The following is a 20,716-nucleotide window of genomic DNA, read 5'->3' as shown; positions in this document are numbered from 1 at the left end:
ACGTGACGGCGATTCGAGGCCATACCCCCCATGTTGCGTCGATTTGAGGCATTCCGCGGGTCTCTGGCCCCAACCTGAACTGCTGCTGTCCCAGTCGCGGCGATCCGCGCGGTGGCCCCGGGCTAGAGCGTTTTCAAGCGAAGCGGACACCGGTTCGCGTCGAGAAAACGCGTCAAAACAAAAAGCTAGAGCCCGTTCCGATCCAATCGGAACGGAAAAGGCTCCAAACGCTACCTCGCTGGAACCCGATTGAAATTTCGCGGCCGACCGCCACTTAAGGAAGGCAAAACCGTGTATTGAAGCGCGGACGGCAGGCCGGCCAGGCCTGAGACCCATTTTCAGAAGCTTGGACGAGGACCCCCGTGACCATAGCAGAGCAGGGCGGCGGAGCGGCGCCGCTGGCGCCGGATCTGATCAAGGAAACCACCACCCAGGCCTTCGGCAAGGACGTCATCGAGGAGTCCAAGCGGCAGCCCGTCTTGATCGACTTCTGGGCGCCTTGGTGCGGCCCGTGCCGGCAGTTGACCCCGATCCTGGAAAAAGCGGTCCGCGCCGCCAAGGGCAAGGTCAAGCTGGTCAAGATGAACATCGACGAGCATCCGGCCATTCCGGGGCAGATGGGCATCCAATCCATCCCCGCCGTGGTCGCCTTCGTCGGCGGCCGGCCAGCCGACTATTTCATGGGAGCGGTGCCGGAGACCCAGGTCACAGCGTTCATCGAGAAGCTGACCAAAGGCATCGTGGGCGAAGGCGAGCCCGACATTGCCGAAATCCTCAAGGAGGCCGAGGCCGTGCTCGCCGAAGGCGATCCGGCTGCGGCCGCGCAAATTTATGCGGAGGTGCTGGCTGTCGACGCCACCAACATTGCGGCGCTTGCCGGCCTCGCCAAGTGCTATGTCACATCGGGCGCGATCGAGCAGGCCAAGCAGACGCTGGCGATGGTGCCAGAGTCCAAGCGCAGCGATGCGGCAATATCCGCGGTGCAGGCCGCGATCGATCTCGCCGAGCAGGCCCAGTCGCTCGGCCCCGTTGGCGAGCTGGAGCAGAAGGTCGCGGCCAACCCGCTCGACCATCAGGCGCGTTTCGATCTTGCCACGGCGCTGAACGCCGCAGGCAAGCGCCGGGAGGCGACCGACCAGTTGCTCGAGATCGTCAAACGCGACCGCAAATGGAACGATGATGGCGCGCGCAAGCAGCTCGTGCAGTTCTTCGAGGCGTGGGGCGGCGCTGACGAGGCCACCGTCGAGGGACGCAAGCGGCTCTCCACGATCCTGTTTTCGTGACAAAGCGCCGCGGGCGCGGCCATCGGACACGAGGCATCCCATGCCGATCAATGCGGAATATCGCGGTCCTGCCGAGTTGCCAGAGATCATCCCGGTGTTTCCGCTGCCGGGCGCGCTGTTGCTGCCACGCGGCCAGATGCCACTCAACATCTTCGAGCCGCGCTATCTCGCGATGGTCGACGACGCTTTTCGCGATGGCCATCGCCTGATCGGCATGATCCAGCCGGACGTTACGCATTCCCAGAATGAGGAGCGCCCGGTGCTGTTCCAGGTTGGCTGCGTCGGCCGCATCACCCAGCTCGCCGAATCCGGCGACGGCCGCTATATTCTCGAGCTCACGGGCGTCTCGCGGTTCAAGGTGGTCGAGGAAATGACCGTGCTGACCCCCTATCGGCAGTGCAAGGTGGACTACTTCCCCTTCATCGACGATTTCACCGCGCGCAAGGGCGAGGAGGACGTCGATCGCGAAGCGCTGCTGGCGGTGCTGACCGATTTCCTCAAAGCCAATAATCTCAAAGTCGACTGGGCCGGCATCGAGGCCGCGCCGAACGAGGCGCTGGTCAATGCGCTGGCGATGATGTCGCCCTACGGCTCGGCGGAAAAGCAGGCGATGCTGGAAGCGCCCGATCTCAAGACACGCGCAGAGATTCTGATCGCGGTGACCCAGATGGACCTGGCCAAGAAGCGGACGTCGGGCGATCCGCCGCTGCAATAGCGCGGCAGGTTCGACGCCTCGGCCCGTCAATAGCCGGCCAGCGCGAAAGCGGTCACGCCCGCGAAGACCACCCAGCCGAAATGTCGTCCGCGCGTGGCCCATGCATTGGCGCAGGCGGCAAAGCCGTACACGCAGGCGAGCGTGACGATGATCGCGTGGCGGGCCAGATCCGATTGCATCCAGGGCACGAGCAGCAGCAATACGCCGCCGCCGATCCAGGCGACCGTCCCGGCCTGCCACACCAGCCGGAGCAATGTGCGCAGCCGCTGCGGCTCGATCCGCGCGCGGGCGAACACCTTGGTCTCGCCGATGACACCGTGGATCAGCGACGCCGCGATGGCGCCGATGCCAGCACATTGCAGCAGAACATCCCGCATTGCGTCCTCCACCCATCCATACACTACTGTATGGAGGATGCCGCGCCGGCTGGCGGCCGTCAAGACACAAGTGTATGGTTAGCGCGAACATACGGGATGACATGACCGAGCAGCTCTCTGCAAAGGACTGGCTGGACCAGGGCCTGAAGGTACTGGCGGCGAAGGGGTTCACCGCGCTCAAGGCCGAACCGCTCGCCAAGGCGATGGGCGTATCGCGCGGAAGCTTTTACTGGCATTTCGCCGATATCGGCGCGTTCCACGCCGAACTGCTGGCTCGTTGGCGCGAGGTCGCCGCCGAGCAGGTGATCACGGGCGTCGAGGCGGCCGCAACGGATGAACCACCCCTCGCGGTGCTGCTGCGCCGGACGTTTTCGGGCCGGCTTGCGCTCGAAAAGGCGGTGCGCAGCTGGGCTGCAACGGACGCTGGCGCACGCAACGCGGTCCAGGCGATCGATCGGCGACGGCTGGATTATGTGGCGAGCCTGATCGCAGCGGAAGGCGTGGCGCCGGGCATCGCGCAGGCGCGGGCGCAGATCCTCTATTGGGCTTTTCTCGGCTTTGCGCTGTCGGACCGGCCGCTTCCGAGACCGCAGCATGAGGCCGTGATCGACGAGCTGATCCGAATCGCCCTCCACAAGCCGTGACGCAGGATGCGACACCCGCCTGCCGAATATGTTAGAGGGGCTGGCCTGACGCCGGAGATAGTCCCGCATGACCGCCGCATCCGATCGCCCCGCCAACACCGTCGACCCGAAACTTCTGGAAATATTGGTGTGCCCGATGACCAAGGGTCCGCTGGAATATGACGCAGGCCGGCAGGAGCTGATTTCGCGCAAGGCGAAGCTCGCTTATCCGATCCGCGATGGCATCCCGATCATGCTTCCGGAAGAAGCCCGCAAGATCGAGTGACGCATGTTCGCCAAGGTCTTCGCCCGTGCGCTTGTCGTCACCGCCCTCACCTGCGCATCCGCATTCGTCGCCTGCGCAGAGGAAAGCAGTATCCGCATCGGCCCGATTGATGCCGTGCTGACCACGCCGGCCAATGTCGAGCGACCGCCGGTGGCGCTTCTGATCGCCGGCTCCGGCTCGACCGACCGCGACGGCAACGGGCCGCAGCTCAAGCCCGCGACCTTGAAGAAGCTTGCCGAGGACCTTGCCGCGCATGGCATCGCCAGTCTCCGTTACGACAAGCGCGGCGCCAAGGGCTGGAAGCCGGCCTTCGGCAAGCCTGAAGACTTCCGCTTCAAGGATTATGTCGATGACGCGGCCTCGCTGGTCGATTTCCTGCGCGGCAAGTTCGCCCGCATCGTGCTGGTCGGGCATAGCGAGGGCGGCCTGGTCGCGATCCTGACCGCACGAAAGGTGCCGGTCGATCGTCTGGTCCTGCTTGTTACCTCCGCGCGGAAGCAGGGCGATCTGTTGAAGGCGCAGCTCGAGAAAAAGCTGCCGCCGCAGAAGTTCGAGCCGATCGCCAGGGCGATCGACAACATCATGGCCGGTCAGGTCGTCGACCCGCCACCGGAAGGATTGCCGATTTCGCCGGCGATGCAACCCAGCATCGCGTCCGCCTTCAACGAGGATCCGATCGACCCGTTGAAGCAGATCATCATCCCGACCTTGATCGTCGGCGGCGGCCGCGACCGCCAGCTGCCGCGGCTCGATCTCGTCGCGCTATCTGCCGCCGCGCCCGCGGCCAAGACGCTGTGGCTGCCGGACATGAATCACGTGCTGGTCGACGTCACCGACGATGGCGACGACCTCAAGTCCTATAACGATTCGGCGCGGCCGCTCGACCCTGACCTGATCGATGCGATCTCAGCCTTCATTATTGGCGCCGAAGGGCCGCGGAATTAAAGCGCCTCGCCGCGCAGCAGCCGCGGCACCTCGCCGGTCAGCCCCGCCGCCTGGCGGATGAACAGCTCCTTCAGCGGCGGCGCGCGGTCCACCAGGCCAAGGCCGATATCGCGCACGGTGCGCAGCAGGGTCGATTGGTTCGAGAACAGGAAGTTCAGCGAGTTGGTCGCAAGCCCCATCGCCATGGTGTCGAAGCGCCGCCATCGCTGGTAGCGCTCCAGCACGTCGATCTGCCCGGGATCGGTGCCGAGCCTCGCCGCATCGACGATCACCTCGGCCAGCGCAGCGACGTCCTTCAGGCCCAAATTGAGACCCTGCCCCGCGATCGGATGAATCACATGCGCAGCGTCGCCGACCAGGGCCAGACGCTGGGCGATGAACGAACGTGCGACGAAATAGGACAGCGGAAAGGCGCGCGGCTGGTCGAGCACCTTGATCTCGCCGAGATGCAGGCCGAAGCGCCGCTCCAGCTCGGCGTGGAATTCGTCCGCGCTCAAGGCGACAATGCGCTGCGCTTCGGACCGCCGCTCGGTCCAGACCAGCGAAGAGCGCCGCCCGCGCAGAGGCAGGATGGCGAACGGCCCGGCGGGCAGGAAGTGCTCCTCCGCCCTGCCCTCATGGTCGCGCTCGTGACCGACGGTCACCACGATGCCGGACTGATTATAGTCCCAGCCGTGAGTGACGATGCCGGCGCGCTCACGGAGTTTCGACCGCGCGCCGTCAGCGGCAACCAGCAGGCTGGCATCGATCCGGCTGCCGTCGGCGAGCGTCACCTCGATCCCGTCGGCAGTCGAATCATAGCTCGTCACCGCAGTGGCGCGCAGATCGACGCCTTCGGCCTCGGCGCGCTTGACCAGCGCATCGATCAGCAGGCGATTTTCGACCATATGCGCGAACGGCTCGCCCGGCTCGACCTGACCGGTGAAGGTCAGGAAGGCCGGCCTTGTCGCGTCTTCCAGCTTGGAGTCGGTGACCACCATGTCGAGGATCGGCTGCGCCTGATCTGCGACATCGCCCCACACCCCGACCACGTCAAACAACTTGCGGCAGGCGGCCACGATGGCGCTGGCACGCGGATCGCGGCTCGGACGGGTGCCGAGCGCCGGATCGGCCACAATCACCGGAACTTCGGCGCCCAGGCCCTGTTTGAGCGCGAGTGCCAGCGCGAGCCCGGCAAAGGCGCCGCCACCAATCACAATGCTTCGCTGTGCCGTCATGCCAACCTGCTTACCGTTGCCCTTGCAGACTGAGTATAGCTGGACCAAACAGGGCGGTGAACCTCATCTCGTTCCATCCGTATTTGAGCCAGCGAAGGCGCTATAGCCATGTCCAAGGGCCTGATCGATCTGATCTCGATCCTCGATATCGAGCCGCTCGAGGTGAATTTGTTCCGCGGCAACAGCCCGAAGACCAGCTGGCAGCGCGTGTTCGGCGGCCAAGTGATCGGTCAGGCGATGGTGGCGGCCTGCCGCACCGTCGAGGGCCGGCTGCCGCACTCGCTGCATTGCTATTTCATCCTGCCCGGCGACCCGCAGGTGCCGATCATCTACCAGGTCGAGCGGCTGCGCGACGGCAAGAGCTATGCGACGCGACGCGTCACCGCAATCCAGCACGGCAACGCCATCTTCTCGATCATGGTGTCGTTCCACAGCGACGAGGAGAGCAGCTTCGACCATCAGGACGTCATGCCCGACGTGCCGCCGCCGGAGAAATTGACCGCCGAGGAGGTGTCGAAGCAGCCGATGTTTCGCGAGATGCCGGATTTCATCCGCCGCTACTACGAGTCCGACCGGCCGATCGAATTGCGTCCGGTGGAGCTCGGCCGCTATTTCGGCCAGAAGATCGGCGATGGCCGCATCCATGTCTGGATCCGCACCGCGGCCAAGCTGCCGGACGATCCGGCGCTGCACATGTGCGCGCTGGCCTATGCCTCCGACTTCTCGCTGCTTGATGCTGTCATGGCCCGCTATGGCCGCACGCTGTTCGACAAGCGGATGATGCCGGCGAGCCTTGATCACGCGATGTGGTTTCACCGGCCGTTCCGCGCCGACGAATGGCTGCTTTATGAGCAGGATTCGCCGAGCGCGCAGGGCGGCCGCGGACTCACCCGCGGCCTCATCTTCAAGCCCGATGGCACGTTGGTGGCGTCCGTCGCGCAAGAAGGCTCGATCCGCGAGCGGCGACCTCAGCCTTAGGCCCGCTGCACCAGGGCAAATTGCGAGACATACCATTGGGTGTACCAGCGCAGCACCCACGGGATCGGAATGACAAAGGCGCAGCCGATCACGAACACGATGGTCCGCCACAGCACGTCCAGGCCACTGCCGTTGAACACGACCTCGCGCCGCGTGCCGGCGATATTGCGGCAGATCCACCGCATCCACGCCGTCAGCACCCAGGCCCAGCCGATGATGCTGATGGCGGAGACGATCGTGAACAAATACCAGCCGAAATAGATGAGCGGGCTGCCTTCGAAACGGATCGGCAGCGGTTGGCCGTTGGAGGCGATCTTGCTGACGGCCCAACGAATGATCATCCAGCCGAAGACGCCCTGCGCGACGAAGACCAGAAGGTGCAGGATGCCACTGTCGATCCTGTTGATATAGATCAGCGCGCCCATCCCCACGAAGACATACCAGATATCGAGCGGCTGGCCGATGAAGCTGATGTTGGGCCGGCCTGGCACACGGATGCGCTCGGCCACATAGCGATAGAAATAGACTGCCGCCCACGGCGTCGGCACGACCAGGATTTCGCCAATCACCAACAGCAGCGCCCGACCGAAATAGGGCCACAGCTCGAGTTTGGCCGACAACGGCACCATGCCGATCGCGCCCGTCATGTCGTTCGAGGGCGCCGGCGGCCGGCCTGGCGTTCGGCTGCCGAGACTGGCCATCAGCCCGGGAATCAGGCCCGCCTTCTCCCAGCCCGCCATGCCCTCGGTCCAGAGCAGCGTCTCCCCGGTGACGATGCCCCTGGATATGAGATCGCGAAGCTCGGTCTCGGGGATGGGGCCCTGCTGCGCCCCCTGCGCAGCATAGTACCAGGATCGATTCGACATTTCAGGTCCTTGGGAAAGTGGCATGAGCGCCGGTGCGGTTCTCCATTCTGTCGGCCCAGCGCGGTTTACGTTCAGTCGGTGACCCGTCGTCCGCGCGTTTTTCACTTAACGCTGCAGCTTTTTTGTGCCATCTGCCTAAGGGCAGACCACAGCGGCAAGGGCACGCCTGCCGCACGAACAGGCTGCCCGATCAGAGGAAACCAAGGCCGACACCCATGAAGCTCGTCGTCGCGATCATCAAACCCTTCAAGCTCGACGAGGTGCGCCATGGCCTCACCGCGATCGGCGTCCACGGCATGACGGTCACCGAAGTCAAGGGCTATGGCCGGCAGAAGGGCCACACCGAGATCTATCGCGGTGCGGAATATGTCGTGAACTTCTTGCCCAAGCTCAGGATCGAGATCGCGGTCTCGACAGAGCTCGCTGACAAGGCGGTCGAGGTCATCACCGCCACTGCCCGCACCGGGCAGATCGGCGACGGCAAGATCTTCGTCACGCCGATCGAGCAGGCCCGCCGTATCCGCACCGGCGAGACCGACAGCGACGCGCTGTAAGCCGTCCGCCACCTTCCATACGCGGCAACGGCGCCGCGACGCCTGTTCAATCACGACATGTTGGGGAATGTCATGGGGGCATCTTCGTCTCGCGGCCCGCGCTTGGCCGCAGTCGCCATCCTTGCCGGCGGCCTGACCTTCGCATCGCCTGCCCTCGCGGCGAGCTCCGAGATCAACGCTGCCGATACCGCCTGGATGATCATCGCCACCGCGCTGGTGCTGATGATGACGATCCCCGGGCTGGCGCTGTTCTACTCGGGCATGGTGCGCAAGAAGAACGTGCTGGCGACCATGGCGCAGAGCCTCGCCGCCGTGATGATCATCTCGCTGCTGTGGGTGGCGTTCGGCTATTCGCTGAGCTTTGTCGGCGACGGTCCCTGGCTCGGCTCGCTCGACCGCGCCTTTCTCGCCGGCCTTGGGATGGACAGCGTCCATCCGGCGGCGAAGACCATCCCCGAAGCGCTGTTCATGCTCTATCAGATGACTTTTGCGATCATCACGGTGGCGCTGGTGGCTGGCTCGGTCGCCGACCGCATGCGCTTCTCGGCCTATGTGATGTTCGCGGTCGGCTGGTTCGTGTTCGTCTATGTGCCGCTCGCGCACTGGATCTGGGGCGGCGGCTTCCTCGCCAGGATGGGCGTGATCGACTTCGCCGGCGGTCTCGTCGTGCACCTCTCGGCCGGCACCGGCGGGCTTGTCGCCGCCCTGGTGATGGGCCGCCGCCACGGCTATGGAACCGACAATTTGTCGCCTTTCGACCTGTCGCTCGCGGTGGTCGGCACCGGGCTGTTGTGGGTCGGCTGGTTCGGCTTCAACGGCGGGTCGGCGTTGGCCGTCAATTCGCATGCTGTCATGGCGATCCTCGCCACCCACCTTGCCGCCTGCGCCGGCGCCATCACCTGGGGCGCGATCGAATGGTCGGCCCGCCGTAAGCCCTCGGTGCTCGGCATGATCTCCGGAGCGGTCGCCGGCCTTGGCACCATCACCCCGGCCTCGGGGTTCGTCGCGCCTTGGCACGGCATCGTCATCGGCGTGCTTGCCGGGCTGATCTGCTATTGGGCCTGCACCTGGCTGAAGCACCGCTTCAACTACGACGACTCGCTCGACGTGTTCGGCGTCCATGGCATCGGTGGCCTGATCGGCACCCTGCTGGCCGGCGTGTTCGCGACCTCCTCGATCGGCGGCGTCGCGGGCCTTCTCGAAGGCCACCCGCAGCAGCTGCTCAGCCAGCTCTACGGCGTCGCGGTCACCCTGGTCTGGTCGGCCGGCGTGACCTATGGCCTGCTCAAGCTGGTCAGCGCCTTCGTGCCCTTGCGCGTCTCCCGCGAGCACGAGCTCGAGGGTCTCGACATCACCCAGCATGGCGAAGCGCTGCAGTAGTTGCAGTCATTGACATCATTTGACCAGATCCGTGCCTTGGAGACTGCCCTCCGAGTGAGCAGCTTGGCGCCCCAAGCCTCTCCTGCTTACATATTTTGCAACGATGCCCATTATTTAGGCGCGACCGAATAGCGCAGGTCGGCAGGCCCCGCCAAAACTGTGAAAAGCCTCGCGTTCACCGTTCGTTAGGCAGGTCCCGCCATCTGGCACGGCATTTGATTCTAGGGGTCCCGGCTGTGGCCGCGTCGTGAAGCTTCCCTCCGCGTGGTGAATCTCAGTCGAAATAACGCTCGGTAACGTCCGTGCCGGGCCCAAGCGGGGATAGGACCCATGAAAATTGTTATGGCGATCATCAAGCCATTCAAGCTCGAAGAAGTCCGTGATGCCCTGACCGCCATCGGCGTTCATGGTCTCACGGTGACGGAAGTCAAGGGATATGGCCGGCAGAAGGGCCACACGGAGATCTACCGCGGCGCCGAATACGCAGTGAGCTTCCTGCCCAAGATCAAGATCGAGGTCGCGATCCCAAGCGATCAGGTCGACAAGACCATCGACGCCATCACCACCGCAGCCAAGACCGGACAGATCGGCGACGGCAAGATCTTCGTCATCAGCCTCGAGCACGCCGTGCGCATCCGCACCGGCGAGGCCGACGCTGCCGCCCTTTGATTTCGCGCTCAACCTTCTCAATTCACGGAGTAGAATAAAATGACGTTTAAGCGTCCAACCAGCGCGGGGTGGATCACGCTCGCAATCGCAGGGCTCTGCGTCGCAGGCCTCGCGGACGTGGCGTTCGCGGAGGACGCGCCTGCCGCAGCCGCTGCAGCCGCTCCCGTTCCCAACAAGGGCGACGTCGCCTGGATGCTGGTGTCCAGCGCGCTCGTCCTGATGATGTCGGTGCCCGGCCTCGCGCTGTTCTATGGCGGCCTGGTCCGCACCAAGAACATGGCCTCGGTCCTCACCCAGGTGTTCGCGATTGTCGCCATGGTCGGCGTGGTCTGGGCCCTCTACGGCTATTCGCTCGCCTTCTCCGATGGCGGCGGCATGACCTCCTATATCGGCGGCTTCTCCAAGGCGTTCATGCACGGCATCGACGCCTCCTCGACCTCGGCGACCTTCTCCAACGGCGTCGTGATTCCGGAGCTCGCTTATTTCGTGTTCCAGATGACCTTTGCGATGATCACGCCGGCCCTGATCGTCGGCGCCTTCGCCGAGCGCATCAAGTTCTCGGCCGTGATGCTGTTCATCCTGCTCTGGGTGACCTTCATCTACTTCCCGATCGCGCACTGGGTCTGGTACGTCGCGGCTCCCGATGATGTCGCCAACGCCGCCAAGGCGGTGGCCGCTGCCACCGATGCCGCTGCCAAGACGGCTGCGCAGGCCAAGCTTGACGAAGTCACTGGCGCTGTGGGCTGGCTCGCCGGCGCCGGCGCGCTGGACTTCGCGGGTGGCACCGTGGTGCACATCAATGCCGGCATCGCGGGCCTCGTCGGCGCGCTGATCATCGGCAAGCGCACCGGCTACGGCAAGGACCTGATGGCGCCGCACTCGCTGACCATGACCATGATCGGCGCCTCGCTGCTGTGGGTCGGCTGGTTCGGCTTCAACGCCGGCTCCAACCTCGAAGCCAACGGGACCACCGCGCTGGCCTTCGTCAACACCATGCTCGCCACCGCCGGGGCGGCCTTCTCCTGGCTGCTCTGCGAATGGGCCGTGAAGGGCAAGCCCTCGCTGCTCGGCATCTGCTCGGGTGCGGTCGCCGGCCTCGTCGCCGTCACGCCGGCCTCCGGCTATGCCGGCCCGATCGGCGCGCTGGTACTCGGCCTGATCGTCTCGCCGGTCTGCCTGTTCTTCGTCTCCACGGTGAAGAACTCGTTCGGCTATGACGACGCGCTCGACGTGTTCGGCGTGCACTGCATCGGCGGCATCATCGGCGCGCTCGGCACCGGCATCCTGGTCAACCCCGCGCTCGGTGGCGTTGGGATCACCGACTACACCAACATCACCGGCAACAATGCCGGCACCTACGAGTTCGCCACGCAGATGCTGGCGCAGGGCAAGGCGGTGCTGGCGACGCTGGTCTGGTCGGGCGTCGGCTCGGCGATCCTCTACAAGGTCGTCGACGTGATCATCGGCCTGCGTCCGAGCGTGGAGCAGGAGCGCGAGGGTCTCGACATCACCGATCACGGCGAGCGGGCCTACAACTACTGAGTTCTCCCGGGGCCCGCCTCTCACGAGAGGCGGACCACAACTTCGGTTCGGGCAGATACCCGGCAATGCCCTGACCGTTGAGGGGCTCCGGCGCAAGCTGGGGCCCCTTTCTTTTTCTGCCGCGGAGCGTGGGCGCGAGCCATTGATATGCTCCGCTGTCATCGCCCGCGAAGGCGGGCGATCCAGTATCCCAGAGACGGCGGTGATTCATTGATACGCTGCGGCGTACTGGATGCCTCGCCTGCGCGGGGCATGACGGCAACATATAGCGCTGCACAGTCGCTTCCTTCGAGCACACAAAGACATCCCGCGGCGCGTTGCGTCCGAGTTATGCTGATCTCATCACCCTCTCCATACAGAGGGCGCAGGGAAGACCGGGTACCGACTGATACCCGCGGTCCGCGTGCAGCAAGAAAGCACGCGGCAGAACCACAGGATCAGCCAAATATCCGGCCTTCCCTGCGCGATGGTGTTACGACTTATACGTGATCTCCTCGGTGCACCGGGCTTTTTGGCCACCGTCGCCACGCCGATCATCGGCGCGGCTTGGCATCAGCTTCGGGATGCCGGGACCACACGACTTCGCCGTCCGCGCCATGTCGTTCGTCCATGCGTGAGACCACGCACGACGGCACGTCGCGTCCATCGCATCCCGCTTCCCACGTCTCGTGACGATCGCGATACGCCCCTCCATGTGGAGGCGGGACGGGCAGGATGATCGTCGTGATTTGCCCGACGACGCAAGCGCGCGCGCCTGCGACAAAGTAACCCGACGGGCAATCTGCGCATGGGGTGCATGCGCAAATCTTCGCGCCGTCATTGCGAGCGTAAGCGACGTGTCCGCCATAGCCCGAAGGGCGACGGAGGAAGCAATCCAGAGTGCTTTCGCAAGAACGTCTGGATTGCTTCGTCGCTATCGCTCCTCGCAAATGACGCCGATGCGCGAGCCAGCACTTCACTCGGTGGTCAACATGAGGCGTGCGACGCGAAGCGCCCCGGAACGACGGAGTGGAGTTAAAAGGACGTGCCGCCGCCGAAGCGGAATTCCTGGGTGACGTCGTATTTGCCCTTGGTGAGCGGCACTGCGTAGTCGAAGCGCAGTGGGCCGAAGGGCGAGGCCCAGATCAGGCCGACGCCGACCGACGAGCGCACCACCTGGCTGTCGTCATATTGCAGGCCGCATTTGCAGGCCGCGGAATTGACCTCGCCGGTCGCGGCCCAGGAGGTCGGGCCCTGATAGCCCCACAACGAGCCGGCATCGGCATAGACGGCTCCCTTGAGGCCGACCTCCTTGGGCAGGAACCAGAACGGCATCTGCAGCTCGGCCGACGCGCCCCAATATTTGGTGCCGCCGAGTGCATCGCCCGTAACACCGAGGCTGGCATAGGTGATGTCGCGCGGGCCGATGCCGTTCGAGGCGAAGCCGCGCACCAGGTTCGGCCCCATCTGGAACTGGTCGAGCATGCGAAGCTGCGTATTGCCCACCTGGTTCAACATGCCGGCCTGCAGGTGGACCACGCCGACGATCTCCGACACCAGCGGGGTGAAATATTTCGCGTCGATCGCGGTCTTCAGATAGGACACGTTGCCGCCGACGCCGGCAAAATCCTGCTTCCAGTCGATCAGGAGGCCGTCGGTCGGGTTCTTGTTGTTGTCGAGCGTATTGTAGTTCAGCGTGTAGCCGATCATCGAGGTCCAGGCCGCACCGTTCGCCAGCTCCATCCGCACCGGCAGGGTGGATTCGCCGTCCGCGTAGCAGCCCCAGCCGTAATAGCCCGAGCTGGTCGAGTTGGTCGGATCGACACCGCCGAGCACGTTTGCGATGTAGGCCGGCGTCGGGTTGAACGCGAGCAGGCTGTTGCTGGAGTTATTGTTGCAGTTCTGCAGATAGGACGGCAGCGAGATCTGCTGCTCATAGATCGAATAGCGGAGCTGCAGCGACAGATCCTCGCGGAGCTGGAAGCCGAGCCGCGGGCTGAAGCCGATCGTGGTCACGCCGTAGCTCGTGTAGCTGTTGGCGAGCTGCTGACGCCAATACAGGTCAAGGCCGAGCGCGACACGATAGTCGAGCAGATAGGGCTCGACGAACGACAGCGAGGCGCCTCGCGTGTACTGCCCGTAGGTCACCGATGCCTTGGCGTACAGGCCGCGGCCGAGGAAGTTGCGCTCGGAGATCGACACCTCCGCCAGCGCGCCGTCCGTGGTCGAGTAGCCGCCCGAGACCGAGAAGTCGCCGGTCGATTTCTCCTCCAGTTTGACCAGGAGGATGACGCGGTCGCTGGCCGAACCGGGCTCCGTGGTGATCTTCACCTCCTTGAAGAAGTCGAGATTCTTCAGCCGGCGCTCGGCGCGGTCGACCAGGGCGCGGTTGTAGGCATCGCCTTCGGAGATGTCGAACTCGCGGCGGATGACGTAATCACGGGTGCGGGTGTTGCCGACGATGTTGATCCGCTCGATATAGGTGCGCGGGCCCTCGTCGATCGAAAATACCACCGAGACGGTGTGCGCCTCGAAGTTGCGGTCGCCGGTGGGACGCACCACCGCGAATGAATAGCCGCGGCGCGAGGCTTCGATCTGCATCTCCTCGACGGACTTCTCGACCTGCTCGACATTATAGAGGGAGCCGATGCTGACATGCGAGAAGCCGCTCAGCGACGTAGCCTCGAGCGTCGCGATCGAGGACCGGAAGTCGACTGCGCCGACGCGATATTGCTGACCTTCCTCGATCTTGAACGTGACCAGAAAGCCCTTCTGCTCCGGGTCGTATTCGGTGAGCGCGGCCACCACCTGCACGTCGGCATAGCCGTGCTTGAGATAGAAGCGGCGGATCAGATCACGATCGGCCTCGACGCGATCGGCGTCATAGACGTCATTGCCGCCGAGGAAGCTGAGCAGATTGGACTCGTGGGTCTTGATCTGATCCTTCAGGCGGGAGGCCGAAAACGCATTGTTGCCGACGAAATTGACCGTCTTGACGCCGGTCTTCTGTCCCTCATCGACGGTGAAGACCAGATCGACGCGATTGTTCGGCTGCTCGATGATCTCGGGCGTGACGCGAACGTCATAGCGGCCGGAATGGCGATAGATCTCGGCGATGCGCTGGGCGTCCGACTGCACCAAGGGACGCGACAGCGTGCCGCGCGGCTTGGACTGAATCTCCTGCGAGAGCTGTTCGTCCTTGACCTTCTTGTTGCCTTCGAAGGCGACACGGCCGATGACGGGGTTCTCGACCACCCGCACGACCAGCCGGCCGCCCTGGCGATCGATCTTCACATCCGAGAACAGCCCGGTCTCGACCAGCGCCTTCAAGCCATCATCGACCGCTGCAGCGTCGAGCATTCCGTTCGCACCCGGCTTGAAGTAGGAGCGAACCGTCTCGGCCTCCACGCGCCGATTGCCTTCCACCGTGATGGCCGCGACGTTCCGCGCAGCCGCCGGCGCGGCAATGGCATCCCTCCACGTTGGCGCGATCACCGGAGTGGCGAGGATGATCAGGGCCAGCATGCCCTGCAAGGTCAGACGCATGATCGAGGTTCTTTCGGTCGTCTCATTCCCCGTGCGACAAACAGACAGACGCCGCCGACGCACGATCTCGTGCCCGCGTGATGCATGCGAAAGATGGTCAGTATGCGCCCAGTTTATTTCGCCAGATGTCGAATGATGCCGGGCTTGTCGGATTGTTTCCCGCTAGAAAACTTTCAGCACCGTCATGCAGACGGCGAGCGCAAGATCATCTGGAAGCTGCGCGTTTAGCGCGGTGTTGCGCGATGGCGACGATCAGCAGCGGTCCTTGCTTCGCCGCAATTTCCGAGCTTCGAAATCAAATTCTACAAATCTGCTGAAAGCGGCAACACGCCGAAAGAACCGCGCTGCTATGTTCCATCTCACCCGAACTGAGCCCCTAAGCAGTTCGGCCAGGGCCCGGTGCGTAAAGATTCCCAAAATCATTCCGACGCACCGGGCCGCCCTTCATTCGCACGCACAGATGCATCATGAGAGTTGTTCGCCAGCGCTCGCGCGGCAGGCGATGCGAAGCATCGTCCGGGCGACGGCGCCATTCGGCGCCATTCGGCGCCCGCTCACCATGAGGCTTGAGACTTTCGTCGCGGAAAGACCCTCATCTTGAGGAGGCCGCTTGAGGCGGCCGTCTCGAAGGATGGCCGCACAAGGACTGCCCGCCCGGCCTCTTCAGGCATATGACATGGCCCTGCCGCAAGCGCGCGAGGTTGCAGAGAGCGCGCTGAAACGATCCTGCACCCAGGCTAACGGTCTGAGCGGCCGATCACCGCCATCAGCTCCGCGATCTTCTGCCGCTGGTCGGCCTTGTCGCCTGATGCGATCGCGTGCTCGACGCAATGGGCGACGTGATCGCGCAGAATCTCCTCCTCCACCCGCCGCAGCGCCGCTCGCACGGCCGAGATCTGGGTGACGATATCGATGCAATAGCGATCGTCCTCGACCATCTTGGACAGGCCGCGGACCTGACCTTCGATCCGGCTCAGGCGTTTCTGGCATGACGACTTGATGTCTTTCCGCATCCCGCTTATATACCCCTACCGGGTATAGGTTACAAGTGCGGAGCAGGACACGATGCCGGAAACCGAACACACGCGCGGGGCCGGTCGGGCCGATTCTGGCGGTTGCGGCTGCGGATCAAAGGCAGCGGAGCCGCCCAAGGTGGCAAAGGCGGCATCGGAAGCTGGTTCTGAATCCTGTTGCAGCTCGCATGCCACGTCCGCCGCCTTGGATCCGCCGTCCGCCTGCTGCGGCGGCCATGCTCACGGCCACGGTTCGCACGCCCCTCATGGCTCCGGCGACAGGCCCGCGGAACTCGATCCCGTCTGCGGCATGACGGTCGATCCGGCCGGCTCGAAGCATCGCTTCGATCATCATGGCCGAACCTTCCATTTCTGCTCGGCTGGTTGCCGCACCAAATTCGCGGCCGATCCGGCAAAATATCTGGAGAAGAAAGAACCACCGCCGACGATGCCGGCTGGCACGATCTACACCTGCCCGATGCATCCCCAAATCCGCCAGGAAGGCCCCGGCACCTGCCCGATCTGCGGCATGGCGCTGGAGCCGGAAGTTGTCAGCCTCGACGACGCGCCGAACCCCGAGCTCTCCGACATGACGCGCCGATTCTGGATCGGCGCCCTGCTCGCCATCCCCGTGGTGGTGCTGGAGATGGGCGGCCACCTGATCGGCCACGGCCCGGTCGAGCCCATGCTTTCGAACTGGGTCCAGTTCGCGTTCTCGACGCCAGTCGTGCTGTGGGCCGGATGGCCGTTCTTCGTGCGCGGCTGGCAATCGCTGCAGACGCGCAATCTCAACATGTTCACGCTGATCGCGATGGGCACCGGCGTGGCCTATGCCTACAGCGTGATCGCGACAGTCGCGCCGCAAGTCTTCCCGGCGACCTTTCGCGGCCATGGCGGCGAGGTGGCCAGCTACTTCGAAGCGGCGGCCGTGATCACCGTCCTTGTGCTGCTTGGCCAGGTGCTGGAGCTGCGAGCGCGCGAGGCGACCTCAGGCGCGATCAAGGCGCTATTGCAGCTCGCGCCGAAGACCGCGCGCCGCGTCGGTGACGACGGCCACGACCACGAAGTCGAGATCAATCAGCTCGCCGTCGGCGATCGCTTGCGCGTTCGGCCCGGCGAGAAGGTGCCGGTCGATGGCATCATCCTGGAAGGCCGCTCGTCGCTCGACGAGTCGCTGGTCACGGGCGAATCGATGCCCATCGCCAAGGAACAGGGCGCGCGCGTCATCGCCGGCACGTTGAACCAGTCCGGCGGCTTCGTCATGCGCGCCGACAAGGTCGGCCGCGACACGCTGCTGTCGCAGATCGTGCAGATGGTCGCAGATGCGCAGCGCTCACGCGCGCCCATTCAGCGACTTGCAGATCAGGTCGCCGGCTGGTTCGTGCCGGCGGTGATCGCAGCGGCGATCGTCGCGTTCGTCGCGTGGTACGCATTCGGACCCGAACCGCGGCTGGCCTACGGCCTCGTTGCAGCGGTCAGCGTGCTGATCATCGCCTGCCCCTGCGCGCTCGGGCTGGCAACGCCCATGTCGATCATGGTCGGCGTCGGCCGCGGCGCACAGGCTGGCGTGCTGATCAAGAACGCCGAAGCGCTGGAGCGGATGGAGAAGGTGGATACGCTCGTGGTCGACAAGACCGGCACCCTGACCGAGGGCAAGCCGAAGGTCACCGCGATCGTTACCGCAAGCGGTTTTGATGAGGCCTGGGTACTGCGGCTCGCCGCCAGTGTCGAGCGCGCCAGCGAGCATCCGCTGGCGGATGCGATCGTGCGTCATGCGAAGGAGCGCAGCGTCCCGCTTGGCGACGTCGCCGGCTTCGATGCGCCGACCGGCAAGGGTGCGCGCGGCACCGTCGATGGCAAAGCCGTCTCGCTTGGCAACGCGCGCTTCCTCGCCTCGCTCGGCATCGTCACCGACACGCTCGGCGCCGAGAGCAACCGGCTGCGCGCCGACGGCGCGACCGTCATCGCGATGGCGGTCGACGACAGGATTGCCGCGCTGTTCGCCATATCGGATCCCGTCAAGGCGTCGACACCGGAGGCGTTGAAGGCGCTCGCCGAGGACGGCATCAAAGTTATCATGCTGACCGGCGACAACCGCACCACGGCCAATGCGGTGGCGCGCAAGATCGGCATCACCGAGGTCGAGGCCGAGGTGCTGCCGGATCAGAAGAGCGCGGTCGTCGCGCGCCTGCGCGCATCGGGCAAGATCGTCGCCATGGCCGGCGATGGTGTCAACGATGCGCCGGCGCTGGCCGCCGCCGATGTCGGCATCGCCATGGGCACCGGCACCGACGTCGCGATGGAGAGTGCGGGCGTCACGCTTCTGAGGGGCGATCTCGGCGGCATCGCGCGCGCGCGCAAATTGTCGGCGGCGACGATGCGCAACATCCGCCAGAACCTGTTCTTCGCCTTCATCTACAACGCCGCAGGCATCCCGATCGCCGCCGGCGTCCTCTATCCGACGTTCGGCATCCTGCTGTCGCCGATCATTGCGGCAGCGGCGATGTCACTGTCCTCGGTCAGCGTGGTCGGCAACGCGCTGCGGCTGCGGGTCGCAAAGCTATAGCGAGCTCAAGCGGCCCTCGGGGCGCGGCAGCCCAGCGCGAGCGAGCCCGCCATAAAGCGGCTCGTCCGGCATCGCCTCACGCAGGATCTGCCGAACCGCGACCAGCCGCGCGATGTCGATGCCGGTCGCAAAGCCTTTGCTCTCGCACAGGAAGACGAGGTCCTCGAACACGACATTGCCGGTCGTCCCTGGCGCGAACGGGCACCCGCCGAGCCCGCCGAGCGAGCCATCGAGGATACGGGCGCCGGCATCGAGGGCGGCGGACGCGTTCGCGATGCCCATGCCGCGGGTGTCATGCAGATGCACGCAGATCGGCTTCGATCCGGCAAGCTTGACCGCAGCCGCCGTCAATTCGCCGACCTGCTTCGGTCCGGCATAGCCCACCGTATCGGCAATCCCCACGGCATCGGCACCGGCCGAAAAGCATTGCTCGACCAGCCGCAGCACCTCGTCCGGATCGACCGCGCCTGAGATCGAGCAGCCCAGCGCCATCGAGATCCCCGCTTGAACGATCGGCTTGTGCGCGCTGGCATCGCGCAGCTCGCAGAGCCGCCTGATGTTCTCGATTGCGGAGGCGCGCGAGCGGTGCGCATTGGCTTGGCTGTGCTCCTCGGTCGCGGACACGACCGAAGCGATCTCGGCGACGCCGGAGGCGAGCGCATCATTAACGCCACGCTCGTTCAGAACCAGCGCGATGCCGTGCGCGCCGGGCAGAGCAGCAACGGTCGCCACCATCTCGCCGACATCGGCAAATTGCGGAAAGGTCTTGGCCGGCAGGAACGAGCCGACCTCGAAGCAGCGCACGCCCGCGGCATATTCCTCGCGCAACCAGCGCTGCTTGGCTGCCGTCGATGGAAACGTCGTCACGAGCTGCAGGCCGTCGCGCAGGCCGACCTCGCGCAACGTCACCTGCCCTTGCGGATAAACCTGCCGCACCCGGGTCATGCGCGGCCTCCCGCGAGCTTGTTGTTTGTTACCGGCGCGCTGTCGAGCTCGGCACGGAGCGCCGCGGTGTCGGCGCCGAGCGCAGGCACAAGCAGCCCCTCGCCCAGATGGGCGCCGTTCCATTCGACCGGCAGCGCCGGCGCGCGGAACGGCTTGCCCTCCACATCGACATTTTTCACGAGACCGCCCGGCCGCAGCACATGCAGATCGTCGAACAGGTCCTCCGGACGATTGATCGGCGAGAAGCAGATGTTGAGCGCGTCGAGCTTCGCCGACAATTCAGCCGCGTTCCATTGTTTGACGACATCGGCGACGCGCGGAAGGATGCGCGCCCGCGCCAGGATGCGATCGGTCGTGGTGCGCAGGGCCGGATCGTCGAGGAATTCGCAAAGACCGAATTCGCGGCAGAAGCTCTGCCAGTGCCCTTCGGTGACGACGCCGATGAAGATGCGCTCACCGCCTGCGGTCTCGAAGATGTCGTAGATCGGCCAGGCATGCTCGCGCTCCGGCATCGACGGCGGCTTCACGCCGGTCATCTCGTACTGGACCATGTGCTGCGCCACCAGGAACAGGCAGTTTTCGAACAGCCCGATGCGGATGTTGGCGCCCTGCCCGGCTCCGGCGCGCTTCTGATAGAGCGCCGCGAGGATCGAGATGGCCCCGAACATGCCGCCCATGATGTCGTTGGCCGAGGAGCCGACGCGCTGCGGCTTCTCCTTGGTGCCGGTCATGGTGGCGAGCCCCGACAGCATCTGCACGACCTCGTCGAGCGCCGGCCGATGCTCATAGGGACCCGACAGGAAGCCCTTGTGGCCGGCGATGATCAGATGCGGATGACGCCGCCGCAGCTCATCGGCGCCCAACCCCTGCTTCTCCAGCTGGCCGTCGCGGAAATTCTCCAGAAAGACATCGGCGGTCGCGAGCAAACGGTGCATGGTCTCGCGATCCTCGGGCTTGGCGAGATCGAGCACCACGCTGCGCTTGCCGCGATTGAACAGCGGAAAGAACGAGATGCCCATCCCGCCCAGCGACCGCGTCTTGTCGCCGGTGGGCGGCTCGACCTTGATCACCTCGGCGCCGAGCTGCGCCAGGATCATGCCGCAGGTCGGACCCATGACCATGTGAGTCATTTCAACGACTCGGACGCCGTCGAGCGGCAGGCCGGATTCCGCCATTGCACGTTCCCTCAGTTTTTCGATGCTCCGGAAGTTAGGCTTCCTGCTGCGATCTGA

At 64.9% G+C, this 20,716-nt stretch carries 18 protein-coding genes; 11 read left to right on the top strand and 7 right to left on the bottom strand.

Translation table 11 applies throughout. The features are described from left to right. The first annotated feature begins 362 nt into the window (after positions 1-362). Both trxA and P6U24_RS01185 read left to right on the top strand, forming a co-directional pair. Positions 363-1,283, top strand: coding sequence for a thioredoxin (gene trxA / locus P6U24_RS01190; RefSeq protein ID WP_407157401.1), 921 nt, complete (start codon positions 363-365; stop codon positions 1,281-1,283). Positions 1,284-1,323: 40 nt separating this feature from the next. Beyond that, positions 1,324-1,998: an LON peptidase substrate-binding domain-containing protein gene (locus P6U24_RS01185; RefSeq protein WP_407157400.1), complete on the top strand. Its 675-nt coding sequence runs from the start codon at positions 1,324-1,326 to the stop codon at positions 1,996-1,998. Between the two features lie 26 nt (positions 1,999-2,024). On the opposite strand, the gene P6U24_RS01180 is transcribed toward P6U24_RS01185, so the two are convergent. After that, entirely contained in the window at positions 2,025-2,375 is a 351-nt protein-coding gene (locus tag P6U24_RS01180; RefSeq protein WP_407157399.1) for a hypothetical protein, read from the bottom strand. 101 nt (positions 2,376-2,476) lie between these two features. On the opposite strand from P6U24_RS01180, the gene P6U24_RS01175 reads away from it, so the two are divergent. The 3 genes from P6U24_RS01175 to P6U24_RS01165 all read left to right on the top strand — a co-directional run bounded on the left by P6U24_RS01175 (position 2,477) and on the right by P6U24_RS01165 (position 4,229). Beyond that, positions 2,477-3,019, top strand: a complete 543-nt coding sequence (locus P6U24_RS01175) for a TetR/AcrR family transcriptional regulator (RefSeq protein WP_407157398.1) — start codon at positions 2,477-2,479, stop codon at positions 3,017-3,019. A 67-nt stretch (positions 3,020-3,086) separates the two neighbouring features. Then, the gene (locus P6U24_RS01170; protein WP_407157397.1) at positions 3,087-3,284 is read left to right on the top strand and encodes a Trm112 family protein; all 198 of its coding nucleotides are present in this window, start codon (positions 3,087-3,089) and stop codon (positions 3,282-3,284) included. A gap of 3 nt (positions 3,285-3,287) precedes the next feature. Beyond that, on the top strand, positions 3,288-4,229 hold the full coding sequence (locus P6U24_RS01165) for an alpha/beta hydrolase (RefSeq protein WP_407157396.1): 942 nt from the start codon (positions 3,288-3,290) through the stop codon (positions 4,227-4,229). On the opposite strand, the gene P6U24_RS01160 is transcribed toward P6U24_RS01165, so the two are convergent. Beyond that, complete coding sequence (locus P6U24_RS01160; protein ID WP_407157395.1) at positions 4,226-5,446, bottom strand: ubiquinone biosynthesis hydroxylase; 1,221 nt, start codon at positions 5,444-5,446, stop codon at positions 4,226-4,228. The genes P6U24_RS01165 and P6U24_RS01160 overlap by 4 nt on opposite strands. 108 nt (positions 5,447-5,554) lie before the next feature. On the opposite strand from P6U24_RS01160, the gene tesB reads away from it, so the two are divergent. Further along, positions 5,555-6,424 carry an acyl-CoA thioesterase II gene (tesB, locus tag P6U24_RS01155; protein ID WP_407157394.1) on the top strand — a complete coding sequence of 290 codons (870 nt, stop codon included), beginning with the start codon at positions 5,555-5,557 and terminating at the stop codon, positions 6,422-6,424. Here the strand turns inward: tesB and P6U24_RS01150 are convergent. Further along, a complete protein-coding gene (locus P6U24_RS01150; protein WP_407157393.1) occupies positions 6,421-7,290 on the bottom strand; it encodes a DUF4339 domain-containing protein in 870 nt (289 codons plus the stop codon). The genes tesB and P6U24_RS01150 overlap by 4 nt on opposite strands. Before the next feature lie 215 nt (positions 7,291-7,505). Between P6U24_RS01150 and P6U24_RS01145 the strand changes: the two genes are divergently transcribed. From P6U24_RS01145 to P6U24_RS01130, 4 genes are all read left to right on the top strand, one after another. Beyond that, complete coding sequence (locus P6U24_RS01145) at positions 7,506-7,844, top strand: P-II family nitrogen regulator (protein ID WP_407157392.1); 339 nt, start codon at positions 7,506-7,508, stop codon at positions 7,842-7,844. A 72-nt stretch (positions 7,845-7,916) separates the two neighbouring features. Beyond that, positions 7,917-9,224, top strand: coding sequence for an ammonium transporter (locus P6U24_RS01140; protein WP_407157391.1), 1,308 nt, complete (start codon positions 7,917-7,919; stop codon positions 9,222-9,224). A gap of 330 nt (positions 9,225-9,554) precedes the next feature. Further along, positions 9,555-9,893, top strand: coding sequence for a P-II family nitrogen regulator (locus tag P6U24_RS01135; RefSeq protein WP_407157390.1), 339 nt, complete (start codon positions 9,555-9,557; stop codon positions 9,891-9,893). 39 nt (positions 9,894-9,932) lie between these two features. Beyond that, complete coding sequence (locus P6U24_RS01130; protein WP_407157389.1) at positions 9,933-11,435, top strand: ammonium transporter; 1,503 nt, start codon at positions 9,933-9,935, stop codon at positions 11,433-11,435. 1,014 nt (positions 11,436-12,449) lie between these two features. Here P6U24_RS01130 and bamA read toward each other — a convergent pair. Both bamA and P6U24_RS01120 read right to left on the bottom strand, forming a co-directional pair. Next, positions 12,450-14,963: an outer membrane protein assembly factor BamA gene (gene bamA, locus P6U24_RS01125; protein WP_407160728.1), complete on the bottom strand. Its 2,514-nt coding sequence runs from the start codon at positions 14,961-14,963 to the stop codon at positions 12,450-12,452. Positions 14,964-15,697: 734 nt separating this feature from the next. Next, the gene (locus P6U24_RS01120; protein WP_407157388.1) at positions 15,698-15,973 is read right to left on the bottom strand and encodes a metal-sensitive transcriptional regulator; all 276 of its coding nucleotides are present in this window, start codon (positions 15,971-15,973) and stop codon (positions 15,698-15,700) included. 52 nt (positions 15,974-16,025) lie between these two features. On the opposite strand from P6U24_RS01120, the gene P6U24_RS01115 reads away from it, so the two are divergent. After that, on the top strand, positions 16,026-18,539 hold the full coding sequence (locus P6U24_RS01115) for a heavy metal translocating P-type ATPase (protein ID WP_407157387.1): 2,514 nt from the start codon (positions 16,026-16,028) through the stop codon (positions 18,537-18,539). Here the strand turns inward: P6U24_RS01115 and P6U24_RS01110 are convergent. Together P6U24_RS01110 and P6U24_RS01105 are read right to left on the bottom strand one after the other, a co-directional pair. Then, positions 18,534-19,484 (bottom strand): hydroxymethylglutaryl-CoA lyase, encoded by a 951-nt coding sequence (locus P6U24_RS01110; protein ID WP_407157386.1) that lies wholly within the window; start codon positions 19,482-19,484, stop codon positions 18,534-18,536. The genes P6U24_RS01115 and P6U24_RS01110 overlap by 6 nt on opposite strands. After that, positions 19,481-20,659 carry a CaiB/BaiF CoA transferase family protein gene (locus P6U24_RS01105; RefSeq protein ID WP_407157385.1) on the bottom strand — a complete coding sequence of 393 codons (1,179 nt, stop codon included), beginning with the start codon at positions 20,657-20,659 and terminating at the stop codon, positions 19,481-19,483. Before P6U24_RS01105 ends, P6U24_RS01110 begins: the two co-directional genes overlap by 4 nt. Between the last annotated feature and the right edge of the window lie 57 nt (positions 20,660-20,716).

Source organism: Bradyrhizobium sp. STM 3557 (assembly GCF_045571465.1).
In the GTDB taxonomy this organism is placed as follows: domain Bacteria; phylum Pseudomonadota; class Alphaproteobacteria; order Rhizobiales; family Xanthobacteraceae; genus Bradyrhizobium.
Note: the sequence above shows the minus strand (reverse complement) of the source record. Positions and strands in the feature narration are given on the sequence as shown.

Bases quoted from the DNA above. Each gene is read 5' to 3' on its own strand.
- P6U24_RS01170 (WP_407157397.1), top strand. From the start codon at position 3,087: ATGACCGCCGCATCCGATCGCCCCGCCAACACCGTCGACCCGAAACTT.
- P6U24_RS01160 (WP_407157395.1), bottom strand. From the start codon at position 5,446: ATGACGGCACAGCGAAGCATTGTGATTGGTGGCGGCGCCTTTGCCGGG.
- P6U24_RS01165 (WP_407157396.1), top strand. From the start codon at position 3,288: ATGTTCGCCAAGGTCTTCGCCCGTGCGCTTGTCGTCACCGCCCTCACC.
- P6U24_RS01130 (WP_407157389.1), top strand. From the start codon at position 9,933: ATGACGTTTAAGCGTCCAACCAGCGCGGGGTGGATCACGCTCGCAATC.
- P6U24_RS01140 (WP_407157391.1), top strand. From the start codon at position 7,917: ATGGGGGCATCTTCGTCTCGCGGCCCGCGCTTGGCCGCAGTCGCCATC.
- P6U24_RS01180 (WP_407157399.1), bottom strand. From the start codon at position 2,375: ATGCGGGATGTTCTGCTGCAATGTGCTGGCATCGGCGCCATCGCGGCG.
- P6U24_RS01110 (WP_407157386.1), bottom strand. From the start codon at position 19,484: ATGACCCGGGTGCGGCAGGTTTATCCGCAAGGGCAGGTGACGTTGCGC.
- P6U24_RS01105 (WP_407157385.1), bottom strand. From the start codon at position 20,659: ATGGCGGAATCCGGCCTGCCGCTCGACGGCGTCCGAGTCGTTGAAATG.
- tesB (WP_407157394.1), top strand. From the start codon at position 5,555: ATGTCCAAGGGCCTGATCGATCTGATCTCGATCCTCGATATCGAGCCG.
- P6U24_RS01115 (WP_407157387.1), top strand. From the start codon at position 16,026: ATGCCGGAAACCGAACACACGCGCGGGGCCGGTCGGGCCGATTCTGGC.
- P6U24_RS01120 (WP_407157388.1), bottom strand. From the start codon at position 15,973: ATGCGGAAAGACATCAAGTCGTCATGCCAGAAACGCCTGAGCCGGATC.
- P6U24_RS01175 (WP_407157398.1), top strand. From the start codon at position 2,477: ATGACCGAGCAGCTCTCTGCAAAGGACTGGCTGGACCAGGGCCTGAAG.
- P6U24_RS01145 (WP_407157392.1), top strand. From the start codon at position 7,506: ATGAAGCTCGTCGTCGCGATCATCAAACCCTTCAAGCTCGACGAGGTG.
- P6U24_RS01150 (WP_407157393.1), bottom strand. From the start codon at position 7,290: ATGTCGAATCGATCCTGGTACTATGCTGCGCAGGGGGCGCAGCAGGGC.
- P6U24_RS01185 (WP_407157400.1), top strand. From the start codon at position 1,324: ATGCCGATCAATGCGGAATATCGCGGTCCTGCCGAGTTGCCAGAGATC.
- P6U24_RS01135 (WP_407157390.1), top strand. From the start codon at position 9,555: ATGAAAATTGTTATGGCGATCATCAAGCCATTCAAGCTCGAAGAAGTC.